The following is a 20,990-nucleotide window of genomic DNA, read 5'->3' as shown; positions in this document are numbered from 1 at the left end:
AAGAGAAGCCCACCCCAGACGCTAGGTGCTTCGCACTCCCCTCGCTCAACAAAGTTAATCACGCGTCGCTAAACGAAACATCCATGTTTCGTTTTAGCTAAATTAGGCTTCCTGCCTAATTTACGCTATAACTTTGCCTCACTCGGCTAGCTTTAAGGGGTAATTGGAGCTAGCCTTATAGTTAAAACAAAACAGCTAGACTACGATAATATATTACGAGTAGTTTAGTAAAAAATTACAAAAATCGTATTAAGGAGTTCACTATTAAGTGGGAAGTATTTAAAGAAATTGACTGTCCATGTTCGGATATCTCCTACCAATGGAACGCTGAACGAGATCCAAAGTTAATAATCATAATGCATTTTTCTAGAGTTATTGGTGGCCTTAATAAAGACCTAAAGTTTGTCTTCACTAACCCCATAGCTTTGCAGTGGGAAGATGAAAGCTATGGTATTATTGAGCTACCACCTGATTTACCAACATGCTCCAGAGAAGGATTCGAGAATTGGACATATCCCACTCTAATTATTTCAAACTCTAAGTGGGCTAACCAATATGCAGCAACCATTTACACAGAGGTAGAATATATAAACCACAATGTAACTCACTTTTCTTTTATATCAATGGACGACATACTAAACGTACTTTCAGAGAACAAGCCGACTGTGAGCTGGGTCAATGAAAAATAGCTACAGCTTAGCCTCGAAAGAACGTTAGTGATTTCGAGGTTTTAGCGCTAGTTTTTGAGATTCCCGCCTACGCGGGAGTGACGTGAAATTTAGAATGGCTTCGGTTAGGTGAAAGCTTAGATTTTTGTTTAAGACAAGGCGTAAAGCTTTTTAGCTCGCGGAGTTTGCTAGTAGCAAATGAGCACTTTAACCCCAAAGTCCTCCCAAACTGTAAAATCAGAGTTTTCTTTCAAGGCGATATCTCAGTTTAATCAGTAGCTTTTAAAGCAGGATTTTTTCTTCAAGACAAGGCATAAGACTTTTTGAGACGCGGAGCTTACTAGCAGTAAGTGAGCACCTCGAAAAAGTCTTATAACGCAGTATTGGAGGGAAAAGACTATTTAAAATTTAGCCAATGTGCTTGCGGGCGTTGTAAAAGATCCTCTGCCAAGCCCCATCTTCCCTCCACTCATCCGGTCTCCATGAATTCTGCACCGTACGCGCAACACGCTCTGGGTGTGGCATCATGATAGTAACGCGGCCGTCTGTCGTGGTTAGGCCGGTAATGCCGTGTGGTGAGCCGTTTGGATTGGCTGGGTAAGTGTCAGCGATATCGCCGTAGTTGTTAACGTAGCGTGCTGTGACTAAGCCTGATTCGTTAACTTGTTGCGCGGCTTGGTCTGAGCCGAATTGCGCGCGACCTTCACCATGCGATACGGCGATTGGTAGGCGCGAACCTTCCATGCCTTGCATAAATAACGATGGTGACTTAGCGACTTCAACCATGGCAAAGCGTGCTTCGAACTGAGCCGATTCGTTTTTGACGAAGTGTGGCCAATGATCAGCACCAGGAATCAGTTCTTTCAAGTTCGACATCATCTGACAGCCGTTACAAATACCTAAGCTGAAAGTGTCTTCACGCTTAAAGAAGGCTTCGAACTCGTCACGAGCACGGCTGTTAAATAGAATTGACTTAGCCCAGCCCTCACCAGCACCAAGTACGTCACCGTACGAGAAGCCACCACAAGCGACGGCACCGATAAAGTCTTTCAGGCTAACGCGACCGCTCAAAATATCGCTCATGTGAACGTCGATACATTCGAATCCAGCTTTGGTTAACGCCGCCGCCATTTCTAGGTGACTATTAACACCTTGTTCACGCAATACTGCAACACGCGGACGAACACCACCGTTGATCATTGGTGCTGCAATGTTTTCGTGAATATCGAAAGTCAGTTGTGGCTTAAGACCTGGGTTATCAAGATCTAGTTTCGTTTGATACTCTTCTTCGGCGCACTGAGGGTTATCACGTAGCTTTTGCATGTGATACGTCAGTTCAGACCAAATCGCACGCAAGTCTTTCATCTCGCGAGAGATAATGTCTTGATCGTCTTTAGTCACGCTGAAGGTTTTGGTTTCTGCTGGCACGCCAATGAAGTGACTGTATTCATCAACATTATGCGCTTTCAGTAGTGCTTCAACGTCTTGACGCTTAGAAGCAGGAACCTGTAGCACAGCACCCAGCTCTTCATTGAATAGAATTTCTTCTGCCGTGCCGTTTAGACCTGTTAAATCTACGCTAACACCACAGTTACCAGCAAAGCCCATTTCAACTAGAGTCGTTAATAGACCGCCATCTGAACGGTCGTGGTAAGCGCTGACTAGGCCCGACTGATTCAACTCTTGTACGGCATTGAAGAAGTTGCGTAGGTCATCACTTGAATCAACGTTAGCTGGTTCTTTACCTAATAATTTATAAACCTGAGTAAAGGCCGTTGCGCCTAGACGGTTTTTGCCGCGACCTAGGTCGATTAATAGCAGCTCAGTTTCTCCGATGTCGGTTCTGAGTTGTGGCGTTAAACTTTTGCGCACGTCAGTTACTGGTGCGAAAGCAGTGATAATCAATGATAGTGGCGAAGTAACGCTTTTCTTCTGTCCGTCTTCTTCCCATACAGTCTTCATCGACATCGAGTCTTTACCGACAGGAATGGTAATGCCTAATTCAGGGCAAAGCTCCATGCCGACAGCTTGCACTGCTTCATAAAGGTTCGCATCTTCGCCTGGCGCGCCCGCAGCCGCCATCCAGTTTGCTGACAAACGAATCTTTTTAATGTCATCAATTTTTGATGCCGCGATATTCGTCACCGCTTCGCCGACCGCCATACGCGCTGCTGCGGCGCTATCGAGTAATGCCGCAGGCGTACGTTCGCCCATAGCCATGGCTTCGCCCGTGTAGCTGTTGTGCGTCGAAGTCGTTACCGCACAATCCGCCACTGGTACCTGCCATGGACCAACCATCTGATCGCGCGACACCATACCACCAACAGTCCTATCACCAATAGTGATTAGGAAGGTCTTATCTGCAACCGCTGGCAATGCCAAGATACGATCAACGGCTTCGTTAATATCATCAATTTTTGGAAGCTCAGTCGAAGGTTTTGATAACGTTTTCGCTTCACGATGCATCTTCGGTGGTTTGCCAAACAAAATGTCCATCGGCAAATCAACTGGCTTGTTGTCAAAGTGCTCATCGTTGAGTTCAAGATGTAGTTCTTCAGTCGCCTCACCTACAATCGCAAACGGACAGCGCTCACGTGAACAAATCGCTTCAAACTGTTCAACATTATCTGGAGAAACCGCCAACACATAACGCTCTTGCGCTTCGTTACACCAAATTTCTACTGGCGCCATGCCTTTTTCAGCGTTAGGCACACGGCGTAATTCGAACTTACCGCCACGCTCGCCATCGTGCACTAGCTCAGGGATAGCGTTGGATAAACCGCCAGCGCCAACGTCGTGAATAAATTCAATCGGGTTACGTTCGCCCATCGCCCAACAGCGATCAATCACTTCTTGGCAACGACGCTCCATTTCTGGGTTATCACGCTGGACTGAAGCAAAATCTAAATCTTCTTGGCTCGAACCTGACGCCATTGATGAAGCTGCACCGCCGCCTAAGCCGATAAGCATGGCAGGACCGCCGAGTACCACAACTTTGTAGCCTGGCTTAATTTCTTTCTTTTCGACGTGTTGCTCGCGAATGTTACCCATACCGCCAGCAATCATGATTGGCTTGTGGTAACCACGAACTTCTGTGCCATATTCAAAGGTAAACTCTTCTTCAAAGGTACGGAAATACCCGTTAACCGCAGGACGACCGAACTCGTTATTAAAGCTCGCACCACCAATCGGGCCTTCCAGCATAATGTCCAGAGCCGTTACGATACGCTCAGGTTTACCGAAATCAGTTTCCCAAGGTTGCTCATAACCTGGAACTCGTAAGTTGGATACCGTAAAGCCGGTTAAGCCGACTTTTGGTTTACCACCAATACCTGTCGCGCCTTCGTCACGAATTTCACCGCCCGAACCGGTTGATGCACCTGGATACGGAGAAATACAAGTTGGGTGGTTGTGTGTTTCTACTTTACACAACACATGAACGGGCTCTAAGTGGTACTCGTATTCGTTAGTTTCTGCGTTAGAGAAGAAACGGTGCGCGCTAAAGCCTTCAAATACCGCAGCGTTATCTTTATATGCCGATAATACGCCTTCAGAGTTGGTGGCGTAGGTGTTTTTAATCATTTTGAATAATGACAAGTCTTTCTCAATACCGTCGATGGTCCAAGAGGCGTTGAAAATCTTGTGGCGGCAATGCTCTGAGTTCGCCTGCGCAAACATCATTAGCTCAACATCAACAGGGTTACGACCTAGTTGAGTAAAGCTATCGACCAAATAATCAATCTCGTCTTCTGCTAACGCCAAACCGATTTCAACGTTGGCAACCTCTAGCGCTTGACGCCCACCGTTTAGAATATCCACTGTCGAGTAAGGTTTTGGGCTTTCCTGAACAAACAACTGCTCAGCTTCGCTGTGTTCCGTAAGCACGGCTTGAGTCATGCGGTCATGAACCAGCGGTTTCAGTTTCTCAGCCAGTTCAGCGTTAAGAGGCTGACCTTCAGGGTTATTAAAGTAAACCGCAACGCCACGCTCAATGCGAATGATTTTATCCAAACCACAGTTTTGCGCGATATTCGTCGCTTTCGACGACCAAGGCGAAATCGTACCCGGGCGAGGCACCACAATCATACGGTGTCCAGTATGCTCACTGGCAGCGCGATCAGGCCCGTACTCAAGTAAGCGCTTTAATACCTGTAATTCGTCATCTGTCAGTTCCGCACTGACATGAACATAGTGCACAAATTCGCCGTAAACCTCAGCAATTCTAGGTTCTATAGCGCTGGCTTCTTCGAGTAAACGTTGTTTTTGGAACTGTGAGTAGGCAGGATTTCCGCGTAGTATGAGCATAAACTTCTCGGCTTCTCTAAACTGTATGAGGGGTGGATACCAATTAGTGCGCAAATTTTACTCCATCTGGGACTTTTTGATAAGTCATTGAGGAAATTTAAACGCTTAAATTTGCACTTTTTTAGTATTTACCTTCATAATGCAGGTAGTTACTCAACAAGTAATAATAGTTAATGATAACAAGCTTCTATAAAAAACTTGCCCATATTACGCTATTTCTCATCGCCACCGGCGGCCTGACTTCATGCGATTATCAGCAAAAAACACAACTACAACGCATCCAAGAACAGGGCTATATCAAGGTCTACAGCCGAATCTCGCCAACCACTATGTCTGTCGGTGAGAAAGGGTTTTCAGGTTTTGAGTATGAGCTGGTCAAGTTATTTGCCGAAGACTTAGGGGTTCGAGTCGAAATCGTAACGCACAACGATATCGCAAAAATCCTTAGCGAAGTCGAAAATGGTAAAGTGGACTTCGCAGCGGCTGGTCTAACGGTAACCAAGCAGCGCCAGGAGCGTTTACGCTTCGGCCCTCCTTATCAGAGCATCACCAGTAAGCTAGTCTATCTTAAGGGTACCGACCGCCCGCGTGACTTTTCACAAATTGATCAACAGTTGACCGTGATAGCGAATAGCTCTCACTCTGAAGATTTATATGAAATTCAAAAAGACTATCCTGAACTGAGCTGGACCGAGCGCACCGATTTAACATCGCAGGATCTGTTAGACATGGTGCTCTCAGGAGAAATTAAATACACCATTGTCGACTCTAATGAACTTGATTTAATGCGACAGGTGCAACCCGAGCTCGCAGTTGCCTTTAGTGTTTCTGAGCCTGAAGAGCTGGCTTGGGTATTCAACAAAAATGGTGACAACAGCTTGTTCATCAAGGCCATCGAGTTTTTTAGCAAAATACGAGAAGATGGCACCTTATCATACCTTGTTGAACGTTATTACGGACATTTATCTAAATTTGACTATGTCGGCAGCCGTGCTTTCCACCGCGCTATCGAAAGTAAACTACCGGAGTTTAAGTCTTTCTTCTATGAAGCTGCCGGTGATGACCTTGATTGGCGCTTCTTAGCGGCCATGGGCTATCAAGAGTCCCACTGGGAACCTGATGCTCGCTCCCCAACAGGTGTACGTGGTCTGATGATGCTTACTCTGGATACCGCTGGACAATTAGGTATTGAAAATCGCTTAGACCCTGAGCAGAGCATTAAAGGCGGCGCAGATTACTTTAGACTAATGAAGCAAAAGATTCCTGAACGGATTGGTGACCCAGATCGCACATGGTTTGCTTTAGCAGGCTACAACGTTGGTTTCGGCCACCTAGAAGATGCTCGTCGGTTAGCCGATCAGGCTGGAGAGAATCCTGACAAATGGTTAGTCGTTAAAAAGTTCTTGCCATTGCTGCGTCAAAAGAAATGGTACTCCAAGACACGGTTTGGCTACGCTCGCGGTGATGAGCCCGTAAAGTATGTGAATAACATTCGTCGTTATTATCAGGTGTTAAAGAAAGTCGAGGAACCAAAACCTGGAATCATTGAGCTAGAAGAAGAAACAACAGACGGCGAAATCGAGCCTGCAGATGAAGTCATCGAAGAAGCGATGAAACAGCAGGGAGATGTTGACGAGGAAACGGAAGAGAGCAATTAATTCTGAGTTTGAGGCTGGACTCCCAGCCTCGTTCAGCTTCTAGCCTAATTGTTGTCTCTTGGAGATACCCTCAAGACTTCTTCTATGGTCGTGACACCGCTAGCGACTTTATATGCACCACTGACTCGAAGTAAATTCATACCTTGGCTTTGCGCTAACTTCCTTAATGTTCTTATTTCAGCATCATCATGCACCAGAGTTTTTAACTCATCGGTAACGCTCATCAACTCATAAATCCCTTGTCGCCCCTGATATCCAGTATGTCGACATTCATCACAACCAACAGGTTCATACACATGCTCAGGCATGTCTAGAGAGGCCGCATGACTGTTATCAGGTACATCACCGACAAGCGTTTTCCATGCTTCAGGATTAACATCGGTTTGGCGCTTGCAATGTGGGCACAAGGTTCTGACCAAACGCTGCGCCATCACGCCTAACATGGTGGCGTTCAATAAATAAGGTTCTACCCCTATTTCAATTAAACGGGTCATGGCTGAAGGTGCATCGTTAGTATGAAGCGTTGAAATGACAAGGTGCCCCGTTAAAGCTGCTTGAACCGCCATCTGCGCAGTCTCTTTGTCTCGAATCTCACCGATCATGATAATATCCGGGTCTTGACGTAGCAGAGCTTTAACGCCAGCTGCGAAGTCGAGTTTAATATCATGATGCACCTGCATTTGATTCAACTTTGGATCGACCATTTCAATTGGGTCCTCAATGGTGCAGACATTCACTTCTGAGGTCGCCAGCAATTTCAAAGAGGTATACAGTGTGGTTGTTTTACCCGAACCAGTTGGTCCAGTCAGCAACACAATCCCCGTAGACTGTCCAATCATTTCGCGCCAAGTATGCTCAGTTTCAGGCTCTAAACCCAATTCAGCAAACTCACGTGTTAATACCGTTGGATCAAAAATACGGCCAACGAACTTCTCGCCAAATGCCGTGGGTAATGTCGATAAACGAAGCTCAATCTCCTGCCCGTTGGGAGCTTTAGTTTTCACACGCCCGTCCAATGGCTTGCGACGCTCGGCTAAATCCATGCGCCCAAGAATTTTCAGTCTTGAAATCACCGCATGAGTAATGGCGATTGGTAGTTCATACACGTTATGCAAAACACCATCAATACGAAATCGAATTTTGCCAACTTCACGGCGTGGCTCAATGTGAATATCACTAGCGCGTTCTTTAAAAGCGTACTGCAATAACCAATCCACAATCTGCACGATGTGCTTATCATTGGCATCCGCCTCTTCGCTGCCTTTGAGTTCTATCAGTTGCTCGAGATTGGTAACGCTATTCTCACTCTGCAACTTTGTGTTTTTTGCTCCAGCGACTGAAGCTGACAACTGGTAAAACTCACGCTGGTATCGTTTAATTGCAGCAGGATTAGCAAATACTGGAATGATATCCTTACTAACTACCTGCCCTAAGCTTTCTTTCCAAGCGAGGTCATCAGGGTTCATCACAGCGACCTTAACGCTGTTTTCCTCCTCATTAACTTCTACCGCTAGAATACTGTGACGTTGCGCGTAAGCATAGGACATGACTTGTGTAATCTGATCAACATGAACTTTAAGAGGGTCAATTCGGTAGTAAGGTAATTTATAAAGCCCAGCCAAAAAGCGTGTTAAGACTTCCTCATCAATGATCTTCTGATGGTGGTCATGGCGTGTCAGTGATAAATCAGCGACCTGCTCAATAGGATGAAGTTTAGGATCAACCTGACGCAAGTGGATCTTTGCTGCCTCAAACTGTTTATCCGAAATCCAATCGGCATTGAGTAACAGTTTTAAGATGTGAAAGGTTGATAATGGTGACGTCATGTTATCGCTTAGTCCGTGATTTATTACCTCCCAGATTAAAGCATATTGTCCTATTTTCAAAGAGTTAGTCGTTAGCACTGTGAAAAATTCATCGTTGTTCAACCCTGCGAAGGGGTTTTCTGTAGGAGCAGGCACAAAAAATGGGGCCGAAGCCCCATTCTTATTTGATGTCTATCGACTTAGAACTTCATTTTAATCGAAGCATAAGCAAATACACCTTCAGGGTCGTAGACCGATGGATCATAACCGTTTAATGAACAGCTATAACATGCTGGTGGTTCTTCATCTAAGAAGTTATTGATACCAACATTAAGCTCCATATCCATACCATCGACATCAGGGAAGTAACTGAACTGAATATCGTTATAGATACGAGAGTCCAGCGTATTCTTAGACTGTGACTCATCAGCAGTATTTGGATTCGAGCACAGACCTAATGCTGTCAAGCTATCAGGAGAACCATCCAAGAAGTCAGTACAATCTTCTGTCAAACTATCGACATAACGTACTGTCCAACTTACGCCCCAATCATCTTGATTAAGCCCAAACGTCAATACAGACTTCCACTCAGGAATACCGGTATCATTACGCTCGATACCTGCTAAATCCACACGATTTCCTAACGACTCTTCAACATACTCACTAACAAAGGTGTTGAACCAAGTTACCGAGAACATGCCCCAGTCAGACTCTGGTGCAGTATATGAAATGCTTAAGTCGTAACCTGAAGTCTCAATACCACCAATATTCACCAAGCGGTTATTGAAGCCATTAATCGCACCTGTTGAAGCACGACTGATACCGTCACAGTAGAGAGAGTCAAGGGTATTAATACACAAATCTAATTGAGTTTGAGCATCAATCGCCTGCACTGCCCCATCAATTTCATGCTTGTAGTAAGTACCTTTGAAGTCTAACGTATTAATCCAATCCACTGAATTAACCCACTGTGGACTGTATACAAAACCAAGCGTTTGGCTATCTGATGTTTCAGCTTGCAACTCTTCGTTACCACCTGTGGTGACGGAAATTTGGCTGTTTAGCTGGGTATAGGTATCAGGAACACCCAATGTTTGACAATTTGCTTCAAACTGAGTACCGCTATAGTCACTACAGCGATCGGCTAATGTCGCATCAAAGCGTGAACCAGAAGAATACAATTCACCAATACTTGGTGCACGGAAGCCTTCTGACACGGAGCCACGCAGCATGAACTCCTCGTTAATACGCCATAATACGCCTGCTTTTGTTGTCGTTTCTGAACCGAACGTACTGTAATCTGAGTTACGAGCAGCCAGCGACAGAGTTAACTCTTCAGCTGCCGCCATATCTGCTAGCAGCGGTACTTTAAACTCAGCGTAGTACTCATCAACTTCATAAGAACCACTGGTTGGTGATGACGGTACGCCATTACTATCTCCAGCAACCACGATTGGGTCTGGTTCAAAGAAGCCACGATACTCACGTGACTCAACACCGGCTGCAAACGAGAAGTAACCCGCTGGCATTTCAAATAAATCACCTGAAATATTTGCCGAAATCGTATCGATAACGTTTTCACTGGCATCCTTTTGGATGAACTGGATATAGTCCAACATTTCTTGTGTGATAGTTCCAGAACCATTGCCCTGACCACCAAACAAGTTCAGAGGGACACAGCCAGCCATAGCTTGGCAATCCGCCAATGGACCTAAAGCATTTTTGATGCGACGGATGTTATAACCACCACGCTTAATCTGTGTAGCGTAGTTCTTACCGTGATTGTAGTTAACATCCCAGAAGAACACGTTATCCCCAGCGACGAAGTCACCTTCGAAACCTAAACCAATATAGCTAGTATCAACATTTTGACGGAAGATACGAGGGCCACCTTCAATTGGACGACGTCCAGCGAAAATGAAGTTCGACGAATCTAGCGTCATGCCAAATGGGTTGTAAGGGTTAGTTTCGTGAACAATAACCGTGTCAGCCAAACCACCTGTTCCTGCATCAGGACCGATAAAAATAGGCTCTGGGGCTGCTTGGTTAGTTGACTTACGGTTGTTATACAACGCTTTTGCGTAAAAATTAACGTTATCCGTTATTTGATAGTCCGTTTGTCCAAAAATCGACGTTCTTTGACTAGGTGTGACATACAAGTTGTATGAAGCAAAGTTGAAGCGATCAGCGTTAGTGAACACATGGAAATCATCGTTAGGACCGCCAGGGTTATTCGGATCATAACTTGGTATTCCTGTAACACCATCGTTAATCGTCAAGTTAACAACATCTGGATCACCGTCATTATTATTGTCTTGTCCGAAGAACAAGAAACGGCCTTGAGGCGTGCCCGAACTACCGCGAGTTAGCCCTGTTCCAGGCGTTGGGAATCGAGAAAGCTCACGCTCAAAAGAGTCAACCTTTTGTTGGTCGTAGTGGCTAATGCTGAAGAATACTCGATGGCGATCACCTTGCGCACCAAAAGCTAAATCAAACTGACCGGTTTCACCGTCACCTTCATCGTACATGCCGCCATAGGCATTAAACTCCATACCATCAAAGTCTTTACGCGTGATCACGTTAACAACACCAGCAATCGCATCCGAACCATAGATTGATGATGCGCCATCCTCTAGGATTTCAATGCGCTCAATGATACTGATTGGAATGGTATTTAAGTCAACAGAGTTGGAAACACCAGAAGCTGATGAACCGTTTACCCAACGAACACCATCAACTAGAACCAAAGTTCTCTTTGCATCTAGGTGACGAAGCGCAACCTCCGCAGCACCAGCACCGATACCACCCCCATCAGGTGGGAAACCGAAGTTACCGCTACTATTAAAGCGGGTGTTCAACGCAGAACCAGCGGCAGGTAAACGTTGCAAAATATCGCCAACCGTTTTTAAACCTGTGCGTTCTAAGTCTTCACGTGATAATACTTGAACTGGGTTAGCGCCTTCTGCCTGCGCTTGTCGAATACGCGAACCAGTAATAACAATGCTTTCAGCTTCAGCACCATCATCCTCTTCCGCAGCTATAGTTGTGTTACTGAAGCCTAACGCAGCAAAAACAGCGCCAGCCACCAGTAACTTTTTGACGGGTGGAAAAAAGTTACTTTGATCCATAATGATCCCCATTTGTTATTTATTAATTGATTATAAGTGCTTGATCTTTATAGAAACTAAAAGACACAAGCCTTCGGCTTTATAGCTTAATCAATACTGAATAACAATTGAGATATATTTAAAATGTGAAGTGCTTGGTTTTTGTACATTAGGATACGCGAAGCGCATCAAGAGAGTTTTGAGTGGTCTGCTCAGCAATAACTTCTGATGACTCTTCGCGAAGCTCGACCAACGTATTAAAGTTCTGAAAAATATTGAGTGGACTGTTGTGATCTTTCTCGCATCCAGCTGGCATCATGTCTGGTGCGTCCGTCTCTAAGACAATATCTGTTAAAGGAAGGTTAGTAGCTAAGTCCCTAAGCTTCACAGAGCGTTCATAGGTCATGGCACCACCAAAACCTAATTTAAAACCTAAGTCACGGTAACGTTCAGCCTGCTGCATTGAGCCGTTATACGCGTGCACAATACCCCCCTCCTGAAATTTCATGGTCTTCAAGTACAACAAAACGTCTTCGTGCGCTTTGCGTACGTGTAGAACGATGGGGAGTTTACAAGACTTGGCTATCTCAACTTGAGCTTTGAATAAGGCGATTTGGACCTTTCTGTCGAGACTTTTCTCATAAAAGTCGAGACCAATTTCACCAATCGCTGCCAAAGGCTTAATGCCTGCGGCTAACTCAAGGTCATGAATATGTTCCTTTCGATGTTCTTTCAGAAACATCGGATGCAAACCTAAAGCGACGTAAACACCCTGCTTAATTGCCGCTAACTGGCGAATAAAGCGCCAGTTATCTTTTTTAACGCCAGGAATTAAAACACCTTCAATGCCGACTTTTCGCATTTGCTCAAAAATTGCATCTCGATCATTGTCAAAAACGGAAAAGTCCAGATGGCAATGACTATCGAATAACTTGATATTCGGTGCTTTTCGTTTCGGCTTAAACATCGACTTTAGCGGTTCCTAGTTAGTGCTCTCGTGTTTCTAAGAAGTTAACATCAGGCCAGCGTTCCATGGCTAAATTCAAATTAACCATTGTCGGCGCTAAGTAACTCCAATTGTCCCCACCATCAAGAGCAATATTATCTGCGTTTTTGCGTTTAAACTCTTCAAACATCTTTTCATCATCACAAGTGACCCAGCGAGCAGTCGCCACATTCACCTGATCATAGATACACTCTACTTTATATTCGTTCTTTAAGCGAGCCGCAACCACGTCAAACTGCAACACACCAACGGCCCCAAGGACTAAGTCGTTAGAGTTTTGGGGTCTAAAGACCTGCGTCGCGCCCTCTTCTGAAAGTTGAACCAGCCCTTTCAGTAAAGCTTTATTCTTCATTGGATCACGTAAACGAACACGACGGAACAGTTCTGGAGCGAAGTTTGGAATGCCCTTAAACTTCAACTCTTCACCCTCAGTAAAAGTATCACCAATTTGAATGGTGCCATGGTTATGCAAACCAATAATATCGCCCGCATACGCTTCTTCTAAATGCTCACGGTCGCCGGCAAGGAAGGTTAGTGCATTATTCACGGCAATATCACGCCCCAAACGAGCGTGACGCATTTTCATACCCTTTTGGTACTTTCCGCTACAAATCCTCACAAACGCAATACGGTCGCGATGTTGCGGATCCATATTCGCCTGAATCTTAAACACAAACCCCGTAAACTTTTCTTCGGTCGCCACAACCTCTCGATGCTCAGTCTCGCGTGGCAACGGAGCGGGTGCCCACTTCACGAGCCCAGTCAGCATATGGTCAACACCAAAGTTACCTAGTGCTGTACCAAAAAAGACTGGCGTCAACTGCCCATCAAGGAACTCTTGTAGGTCAAATTCATGGCTCGCCCCTAATACTAATTCTAATTCGTCGCGCAAATCACCCGCCAAACTGCCGATGGCCTCATCCAACTCAGGGTTGTCTAAGCCCTCAATGACTCTCTCTTCTTGGATCGTGTGGCCTTGCCCTGATTTATACAGGTAGGTTTTGTCTTCAAGTAAGTGATAAACACCTTTAAACTGCTTACCCATGCCAATCGGCCATGATACGGGTGCACATTTAATTTTTAGAACATCTTCAACTTCGTCTAAAAGTTCAATAGGATCACGAATATCGCGATCCATCTTGTTCATGAAGGTAATAATCGGCGTATCACGTAAACGACACACTTCCATCAATTTAATCGTTCGTGCCTCGACACCTTTAGCGCCATCAATCACCATTAATGCCGAATCCACAGCAGTCAGCGTACGGTAGGTATCTTCCGAGAAGTCTTCGTGGCCTGGCGTATCCAAAAGATTGACAGTCTTACCGCCGTATGGAAACTGCATGACCGAGGTGGTCACCGAGATACCACGCTCCTTTTCCATCTCCATCCAGTCAGACGTCGCATGCTTACCCTTGCGTCCTTTTACCACACCAGCTTCTTGAATTTGCTTACCAAAAAGTAAGACCTTCTCGGTAATGGTGGTTTTACCCGCATCTGGGTGCGAAATAATCGCAAAAGTTCGACGGTTTTCAATTTCAGACGTCAGTTTAGACATGCCACTCTCTTAACAATTAAACAGTTTTATAGGCCGAAGCCCGCAAAAGCGGGCATTATAAGCTAATTATCGGTCGTTTCGCGAGCCTGTTCCGTGTTTATTTGTCTCGCTGCCAGCTTAGAAAAATCATGCCCGGTGGGTGACTGGTGCAAACGCAAACCAAACTCTGGCAAGACGGCAAAGATATGATCAAAAATATCCGATTGAATATTTTCATACTCAGCCCACTTTGTCGTCGCAGTAAAGGCATACACCTCCAGAGGGATGCCTGTGGATGATGACTGCCCCTGCCTCACTAAAAGTGTTAGGTCTTGTCGAATATCGTTTCGATTTTTTAAGTAATTCAGTAAATACGCTCTAAAGGTCCCAAGATTGGTCATACGGCGCCCGTTTGCTCGGGAGCTTAAATCAAACTTGTTCTCTTCGTTGTACTTACTGATTTCCTGATGGCGTTCAGCCAAGTAAGGTTCCAACAGGCGAGCTTTTTTCAAGCGACTCATGTCATCGTCTGACAAAAACTCAACACATGTAGCATCAATCAATACTTGGCGCATGATACGGCGACCACCCACTTCCATCATGCCTCGCCAGTTTTTGAAAGAATCAGAAATCAATGCATAGGTTGGAATGGTCGTAATGGTTTGATCCCAGTTGCGTACTTTTACGGTTGTCAATGCAATTTCTATCACATCACCATCTGCACCATAAGATGGCATTTCTAGCCAATCGCCAACTTCGAGCATATCATTAGCCGATAACTGAATACCCGCGACCAGCCCCAGAATCGGGTCTTTGAACACCAGCATGATGACCGCTGTCATCGCACCTAATCCGCTCAAAATCAACAATGGCGACTTACCAATCAGCGCAGAGACACCCAATATAATGACCACGATTGTGGCAACCAGCTTAACGCTTTGAAATAAGCCTCTTAACGGCAAGCCCTTTAAGCGCGACTCTCCCGATGAAATGTCCAGTAGCGCATCAAGCAGTGAAAAGGCAGCCAGTAGGATAAATAATAACACCCAGAGGATAGAAATCGTTTGCACCCACTGCAACACTTCTGTCTCAGGTTTAAGCCAAAGCCCAGCTTGGACATAAATGATAATTCCCTGAATAGCGAGGGCAATTCGTGTGAAGAGTTTTCTCTCAAAGAAAGCCTTACGCCATCGCTTCTGTGACTTTTGCGCCATTTTATCAAGGAACCGTAACACCACACGATGGAAAATGAAGTGTATGGCAACAGATATTACGAGGATTAAGCCCAATACCATGATCAATGCCGTGATATCGGTAAACTCATACCCTTGAGCCTGTAACCACTGACTAAAACGTTGCTGCATCCTACAAACCTTCAATAACAATAAGTGATGCCTAGTCTATCAATTCGAAGGGAACTGTTGAAGAATCAAGAATAATCCAGTTGGACTTTTGGAGTTGGTTACGCTTCGAGCAACGCTTTTCTCATCACGATGGCTGCTTCACGACCACCTGTCGCAGGATAATAACCAAGGCGTTGACCAATGACTTCAAATTGCTGTCGCTGATAAAACGCTATAGCGGGTTGGTTCGATTCGCGCACTTCCAATAACACACTTTTCATACCCGCAAGCTTCGCATGACTATACAGCGACTGGATCAACTGGGTCGCTATGCCTTGGCCTTGGTGGCTACTCTGAGTCGTTATGTTCATTAAATGGCATTCGTCATACAAGTAATTAAAGATAACGTATGCAAGGATTTGCCCCTCACGCTCTAACACGAGACTTGGGTATTCCTGCTCGATACAGCTGAGGTGAATACTTTTCTTCCATGGGTATTCGTGAGCTTCCTGCTCGATCGTCACCACTTGCTCTAAATCAATCACCTCAAGCGGACGAATAACACTATTGGATTCCATTAGGATAAACGCTGGAGAAGACTCCACCAGTCTTTTTTACTGGCCTGAGAAAGGTTTAAATGTGGTGCAGGAATACTTGGGACATCATGGGAGGATAAATCTTGCCCACAGGCAATGAGCTTACCGCCTAATGCTTCTATTGAGTGTCCTTCATCTGACTGAGCACTTAACTGAGCAATCGCCGCAGAGAACGGCTGCTCAAGCCAGGTGCGCCAAGCAAACTCGAACTGCTTCAGCGCTGCCCGACATTGGGTCAGCTCAGCATCATGAGGTACGACAAAGATGAAATCTGCGTTGACTTGCCCTTCTAACAACACAAGCGTTGTTGCGGTGTCATTGCTTAAGCTCTGACTTGTTACCGACTCTTTAGCTTCGGCCGTGGCGGCAGCTGCTTCATTCTTGGCATCTAAACTTTTCGTATTTTCAGGCTCCTGATCGTTTAGAGGTACCCAAATAGGTACCTCTAACGCATCAAGATAAGCTCGATTCCAATTCGTCATGACATTAACGCTTAACCAAACTCAACAAGTCTTCATCTAAAATGTCATGCTTGCGATCGGCAAGCTCTTTGAATGCTACAAATGCTTCTTTCAGATCATCGTTGTTCTCGAACTGGATACCCAGCTCTGCTAAATGACTTTTGAATGCATTACGACCCGAGTGCTTGCCTAAAACCATACGGTTGTTAGCCCAACCCACGTCTTCAGCACGCATAATTTCGTAGGTTTCACGATTCTTCAAAACACCATCTTGGTGAATACCTGACTCATGAGCAAATGCATTATCACCGACGATAGCCTTGTTAGGCTGTACCGCAAACTCGGTCACTTTTGACACAAGCTGTGAGGTTGGAACAATGTGGCGCGTATCAATATCCACATCCACATTAAAGTAATCTGGACGGGTTTTGATGGCCATGACCACTTCTTCAAGAGAAGCATTACCCGCGCGCTCACCCAAACCGTTAATGGTACATTCAACCTGACGTGCGCCTTTCTGTACCGCTGCCAGCGAATTTGCTACCGCCAAACCTAAGTCATTATGGCAGTGCACTGAGAAAATCGCTTTATCAGAGTTAGGAATACGCTTGATCAACTGCTCAATCGTATTAGCGTATTGATCGGGCATGTTATAGCCAACGGTATCAGGAATGTTAATCGTACGCGCCCCCGCATCGATTACTTTCTCAATAATGCGGCACATGAAGTCTAGCTCCGATCGGCCAGCATCTTCACATGAGAATTCGACGTCATCACACAGACTACGAGCCAATGTTACCGATTTAACGGCCTGCTCAATCACATCCTCAGGTTCCATTTGAAGCTTATACTTCATGTGGAGCGGAGATGTCGCGATAAACGTATGAATCCGCCCGGAGTTAGCGCCTTTTAAGGCATCTCCCGCGACTTCAATATCCTTTGGCACTGCTCGTGATAACGAACAAATAGTGCTATCTTTAATATTATCAGCGACTAATTTAACAGCCTCAAAGTCTCCTGGACTTGCTACTGCAAAACCCGCCTCGATAACATCAACCTTCATTTTTTCTAACTGCTGCGCGATTTCTAGTTTTTCTTCTTTATCCATTGACGCACCAGGACTCTGCTCACCATCGCGCAAAGTCGTATCAAAAATGACTAATTTATCTTTTGACATATATTCGGTCTCTTCAATCTCTTTATGTTGGATGTGGGGCAACGCTTACTATAGCTCTTCATAGTTCTACCCCATATCATAAACTCAATACCTTAGAATACCAAATTATGGTCAATATAGATAAGCCTTGAATACTGGTTAGACATGTACTATTACAGTGATTGCTATAAAAAAGGCGCCAGATGGCGCCTTTGATACGTTTAAGCTAGAGCTAATCCACAACACCAGAAATTTGGTCATTGGAGTAATCATCCACCTGAATCACGTCCATACGGGCCGTTTCTGCATCGGTAAGGATTTGCTTCTCTTCCTCGTTAATGATGCCTTTTTCAATAGCCTGTTCAATACGCTCCATGTTGGTAAGATTTTTATCCAACTCTTTAGCCTTCATTGCTTTACGAAGCTTGTAACGAACGTTATCCGCTGCCAAGACTTTCTTGAAGGCTAACTCGACGCGTCCAGTGATGTCATCGTCGGTGTTACCGACATAGGCGTATTGCGTAATACGATCACGAATTTCGCAATCTTTCATCATCGGTAGAACCAGCTCACGCTCAAGCTTATCCGAAGGTCTGCGATAACTTTTACCATACGGGAACGCGATAAACTGCAACGCTTTACCCACGACCTTGTTCGGGAAGTTTTCATAAAAATCATAGAATGCTTCTTGGATTTTATGTAAGCCATACTCCATGTTCCAACGCACATAAGGCAAATCAGCTAATGGACGCTCATGATCCTCGTAGTACTTCAAAACGGTTGAGCAAAGGTATAAATGACTTAAAACATCCGCTAAACGTGCCGACAAGCGTTCTTTACGCTTTAAGTCGCCACCGAGCGTACCCATCGCAACATCCGAAGTTAGCGCCAGCGCTGAGCTCATGCGCGTCAGTTGCTGATAATAACGACCGGTTTCACCAGCGACAGGTTTGTCCGCAATTTTTGCTGCAGTCAGACCTAAACCTAATGTACGGAAGAAGTTACTGACACCATAACCAATATGACGGAATAACAAGCTATCAAAGCGTTTGACACCTTCTTCTTCATCGTCCAATTGCGCCGCTAACATTTCACGCAAGACATACGGATGGCAGCGTATCGCTCCTTGACCAAATATCATCAGGTTTCTGGTCAGAATATTGGCACCTTCAACCGTGATACCAATCGGTTGGCTCATGAAGCCATTTGCAAGATAGTTACGCTCACCCATGATAATCGCCCGACCAGCATGAACGTCCATGGAGTGATTCATGATATCGCGACCCATTTCAGTCATATGGTATTTAGCGATTGCCGATACAACCGATGGCTTCACACCTAAATCAACTGCACCAGCCGTCATCACACGACTCGCTTCTGTACGATAAGCGAGGCCAGCGATCTGCGCCATCGCCTCTTCAACCCCTTCAAAGCGGCCAATCGGCAACTTAAACTGCTCACGGACCAAGGCATAAGCACCTGTCATGCGGTAAGCCAACTTAGCAACCGCGGTACCCATAGCTGGCAATGAAATCGAACGACCGGCAGCTAAGCTCTCCATCAACATGCGCCAGCCTTGGCCAGCATAATCTTGCCCACCAATCAGCATGTGCATCGGAATGAAAACATCTTTACCTGTTGTTGTACCATTCATGAATGCTTGATTCATGGGTAGGTGACGACGACCAATTTCGACACCAGGGTGATCCGCCGGAATCAATGCACAAGTGATCCCATAGTCTTCTTTATCAGAGTCACCTAACAGGCCCTCTGGGTCATATAACTTGAATGCCAGTCCAACAATCGTCGCCACTGGTGCTAATGTAATGTAGCGTTTATTCCAAGTGATACGAATACCTAGCGTTTCTTCACCATTAAATTCGCCCTTACACACAATCCCTTTGTCCGGAATAGCACCAGCATCAGAACCAGCGACAGGCGACGTTAGTGCGAAACATGGAATTTCTTTGCCTTCCGCTAAACGAGGCAAGTAATGATCTTTTTGCTCTTGCGTACCGTAATGAAGTAATAACTCACCCGGACCAAGTGAGTTCGGAACCATCACTGTTACCGCTGCACTACCGCTACGAGTCGCAATTTTTGTTACTACAGTTGAGTGGGCCAATGCAGAAAAGCCTTTGCCGCCATACTCTTTAGGGATGATCATGCCTAAAAAGCCTTTCTCTTTAATAAAAGCCCAAACTTCTGGTGGCAAATCTTTACGCTTATGAACGATATCCCAGTCATCAAGCATAGAACACAACTCTTCTGTTTCATTATCGACAAAAGACTGTTCTTCTTCAGTTAGCTGGGGCTTTTTATAGTTTAATAGCGTATTCCAATCAGGTTTACCGCGGAATAGCTCACCCTCCCACCAAACATCACCCGCTTCTAACGCAGTTTTTTCTGTTTCATTCATTGGAGGTAATACTTTCTGCATGAAGCGATAAAGTTTGCGTGAGATCCAGTCAACTCGTAGATCTGGCAGGAAGTAAAATAAAGACACCACACCATAAATCAGAAGCGATGCAAAAAAGCCCCACGAATTATCGAAAACAAATAATAGTACGACTAGCGCCACACCATTAATCAGCATCACGGTTTTCATTGCAAGTCTTTGGTAAGCGCAATAAGCAACTACCAATAACATGATGACTAGCTCAATTAACCCTATCATTATCTTTCCTCAATACCTTAAAACTTGTTTATGCCTTCATACCCGCAGCTAAGAAAGGAACCATTTCTTGGATCACATCTTTAACTTCAAGGCTACGGTTAAAATCTGCTTCAGAAATTTGACGTAGTGCATCGCTGCCTGCCAAGGTAAAAATCAAACTGCCTAACATGTAATGCAAACGCCAGAAGATCTGATCATTACTCAACTCAGGATATCCCTTCTGAAATAAGTGTGTAAAACGAACCAATACATGACCATAACGCTCAGTAACATAACGACGTAAGTGCCCTTGAGTTTCAGCGTAGGCTCGACCCAATAATCTCATAAAGATTGAAACCGCATTATTACGTGTCGTATTCAGTGACAATAGCGGATCGATCAGAGCTGAAAGTAACGTTTCAGCTTGCAGCTCTTCTGCAGGCTCACGTTCTAATTGATCCAAGTGACTGCTCAGTTGGGCAGTAAACTCCTGCAAAAAACGGTCAAAAACCGCCTGGATTAGAGATTTCTTTGATCCAAAGTGATAATTGACGCTCGCCAAGTTAACCTTAGCGCGACCAGTAATAGTCCTTAGGCTGGTCTCTGCAAACCCGCGTTCAGCGAATAAAAACTCTGCAGCATCAAGGATCTTGGTTTGGGTAGTATCATGTAAACTCATAAATTCTAGTCTA

At 45.1% G+C, this 20,990-nt stretch carries 12 protein-coding genes and 1 pseudogene; 2 read left to right on the top strand and 11 right to left on the bottom strand.

Going from position 1 to position 20,990, the window contains the following annotated elements; all coding sequences use genetic code 11:
- The first annotated feature begins 356 nt into the window (after window positions 1–356).
- Window positions 357–689 (top strand): hypothetical protein, encoded by a 333-nt coding sequence (locus KFK88_RS05025; RefSeq protein WP_223577555.1) that lies wholly within the window; start codon window positions 357–359, stop codon window positions 687–689.
- 387 nt (window positions 690–1,076) lie between these two features.
- Here KFK88_RS05025 and purL read toward each other — a convergent pair whose 3' ends face one another.
- The gene (gene purL, locus KFK88_RS05020) at window positions 1,077–4,973 is read right to left on the bottom strand and encodes a phosphoribosylformylglycinamidine synthase (protein ID WP_223577671.1); all 3,897 of its coding nucleotides are present in this window, start codon (window positions 4,971–4,973) and stop codon (window positions 1,077–1,079) included.
- A 173-nt stretch (window positions 4,974–5,146) separates the two neighbouring features.
- On the opposite strand from purL, the gene mltF reads away from it, so the two are divergent.
- Window positions 5,147–6,631 (top strand): membrane-bound lytic murein transglycosylase MltF, encoded by a 1,485-nt coding sequence (gene mltF, locus KFK88_RS05015; protein WP_223577554.1) that lies wholly within the window; start codon window positions 5,147–5,149, stop codon window positions 6,629–6,631.
- A gap of 44 nt (window positions 6,632–6,675) precedes the next feature.
- Here the strand turns inward: mltF and KFK88_RS05010 are convergent, their stop codons facing one another.
- The 10 genes and pseudogenes from KFK88_RS05010 to KFK88_RS04965 form a co-directional block, all read right to left on the bottom strand.
- Window positions 6,676–8,457, bottom strand: a complete 1,782-nt coding sequence (locus KFK88_RS05010; RefSeq protein WP_223577553.1) for a GspE/PulE family protein — start codon at window positions 8,455–8,457, stop codon at window positions 6,676–6,678.
- A 179-nt stretch (window positions 8,458–8,636) separates the two neighbouring features.
- On the bottom strand, window positions 8,637–11,564 hold the full coding sequence (locus KFK88_RS05005) for a TonB-dependent receptor domain-containing protein (protein ID WP_223577552.1): 2,928 nt from the start codon (window positions 11,562–11,564) through the stop codon (window positions 8,637–8,639).
- Window positions 11,565–11,712: 148 nt separating this feature from the next.
- Window positions 11,713–12,510: a TatD family hydrolase gene (locus KFK88_RS05000; RefSeq protein WP_223577551.1), complete on the bottom strand. Its 798-nt coding sequence runs from the start codon at window positions 12,508–12,510 to the stop codon at window positions 11,713–11,715.
- A 19-nt stretch (window positions 12,511–12,529) separates the two neighbouring features.
- Window positions 12,530–14,107 (bottom strand): peptide chain release factor 3, encoded by a 1,578-nt coding sequence (prfC, locus tag KFK88_RS04995; RefSeq protein WP_223577550.1) that lies wholly within the window; start codon window positions 14,105–14,107, stop codon window positions 12,530–12,532.
- Between the two features lie 62 nt (window positions 14,108–14,169).
- Entirely contained in the window at window positions 14,170–15,450 is a 1,281-nt protein-coding gene (locus tag KFK88_RS04990) for a mechanosensitive ion channel family protein (protein ID WP_223577549.1), read from the bottom strand.
- Window positions 15,451–15,548: 98 nt separating this feature from the next.
- Window positions 15,549–16,007 carry a ribosomal protein S18-alanine N-acetyltransferase gene (gene rimI, locus KFK88_RS04985; RefSeq protein WP_223577548.1) on the bottom strand — a complete coding sequence of 153 codons (459 nt, stop codon included), beginning with the start codon at window positions 16,005–16,007 and terminating at the stop codon, window positions 15,549–15,551.
- On the bottom strand, window positions 16,007–16,507 hold the full coding sequence (locus KFK88_RS04980) for a hypothetical protein (protein WP_223577547.1): 501 nt from the start codon (window positions 16,505–16,507) through the stop codon (window positions 16,007–16,009). Before KFK88_RS04980 ends, rimI begins: the two co-directional genes overlap by 1 nt.
- A 13-nt stretch (window positions 16,508–16,520) precedes the next feature.
- A pseudogene (locus tag KFK88_RS04975) lies at window positions 16,521–17,663 on the bottom strand (2-isopropylmalate synthase); the annotation flags it as partial.
- 211 nt (window positions 17,664–17,874) lie between these two features.
- Complete coding sequence (locus KFK88_RS04970; RefSeq protein WP_223577546.1) at window positions 17,875–20,319, bottom strand: acyl-CoA dehydrogenase; 2,445 nt, start codon at window positions 20,317–20,319, stop codon at window positions 17,875–17,877.
- Between the two features lie 28 nt (window positions 20,320–20,347).
- Entirely contained in the window at window positions 20,348–20,977 is a 630-nt protein-coding gene (locus KFK88_RS04965; RefSeq protein WP_223577545.1) for a TetR/AcrR family transcriptional regulator, read from the bottom strand.
- Between the last annotated feature and the right edge of the window lie 13 nt (window positions 20,978–20,990).

This window comes from Kangiella taiwanensis (assembly GCF_020005165.1).
Taxonomy (GTDB): domain Bacteria; phylum Pseudomonadota; class Gammaproteobacteria; order Enterobacterales; family Kangiellaceae; genus Kangiella; species Kangiella taiwanensis.
Note: the sequence above shows the minus strand (reverse complement) of the source record. Positions and strands in the feature narration are given on the sequence as shown.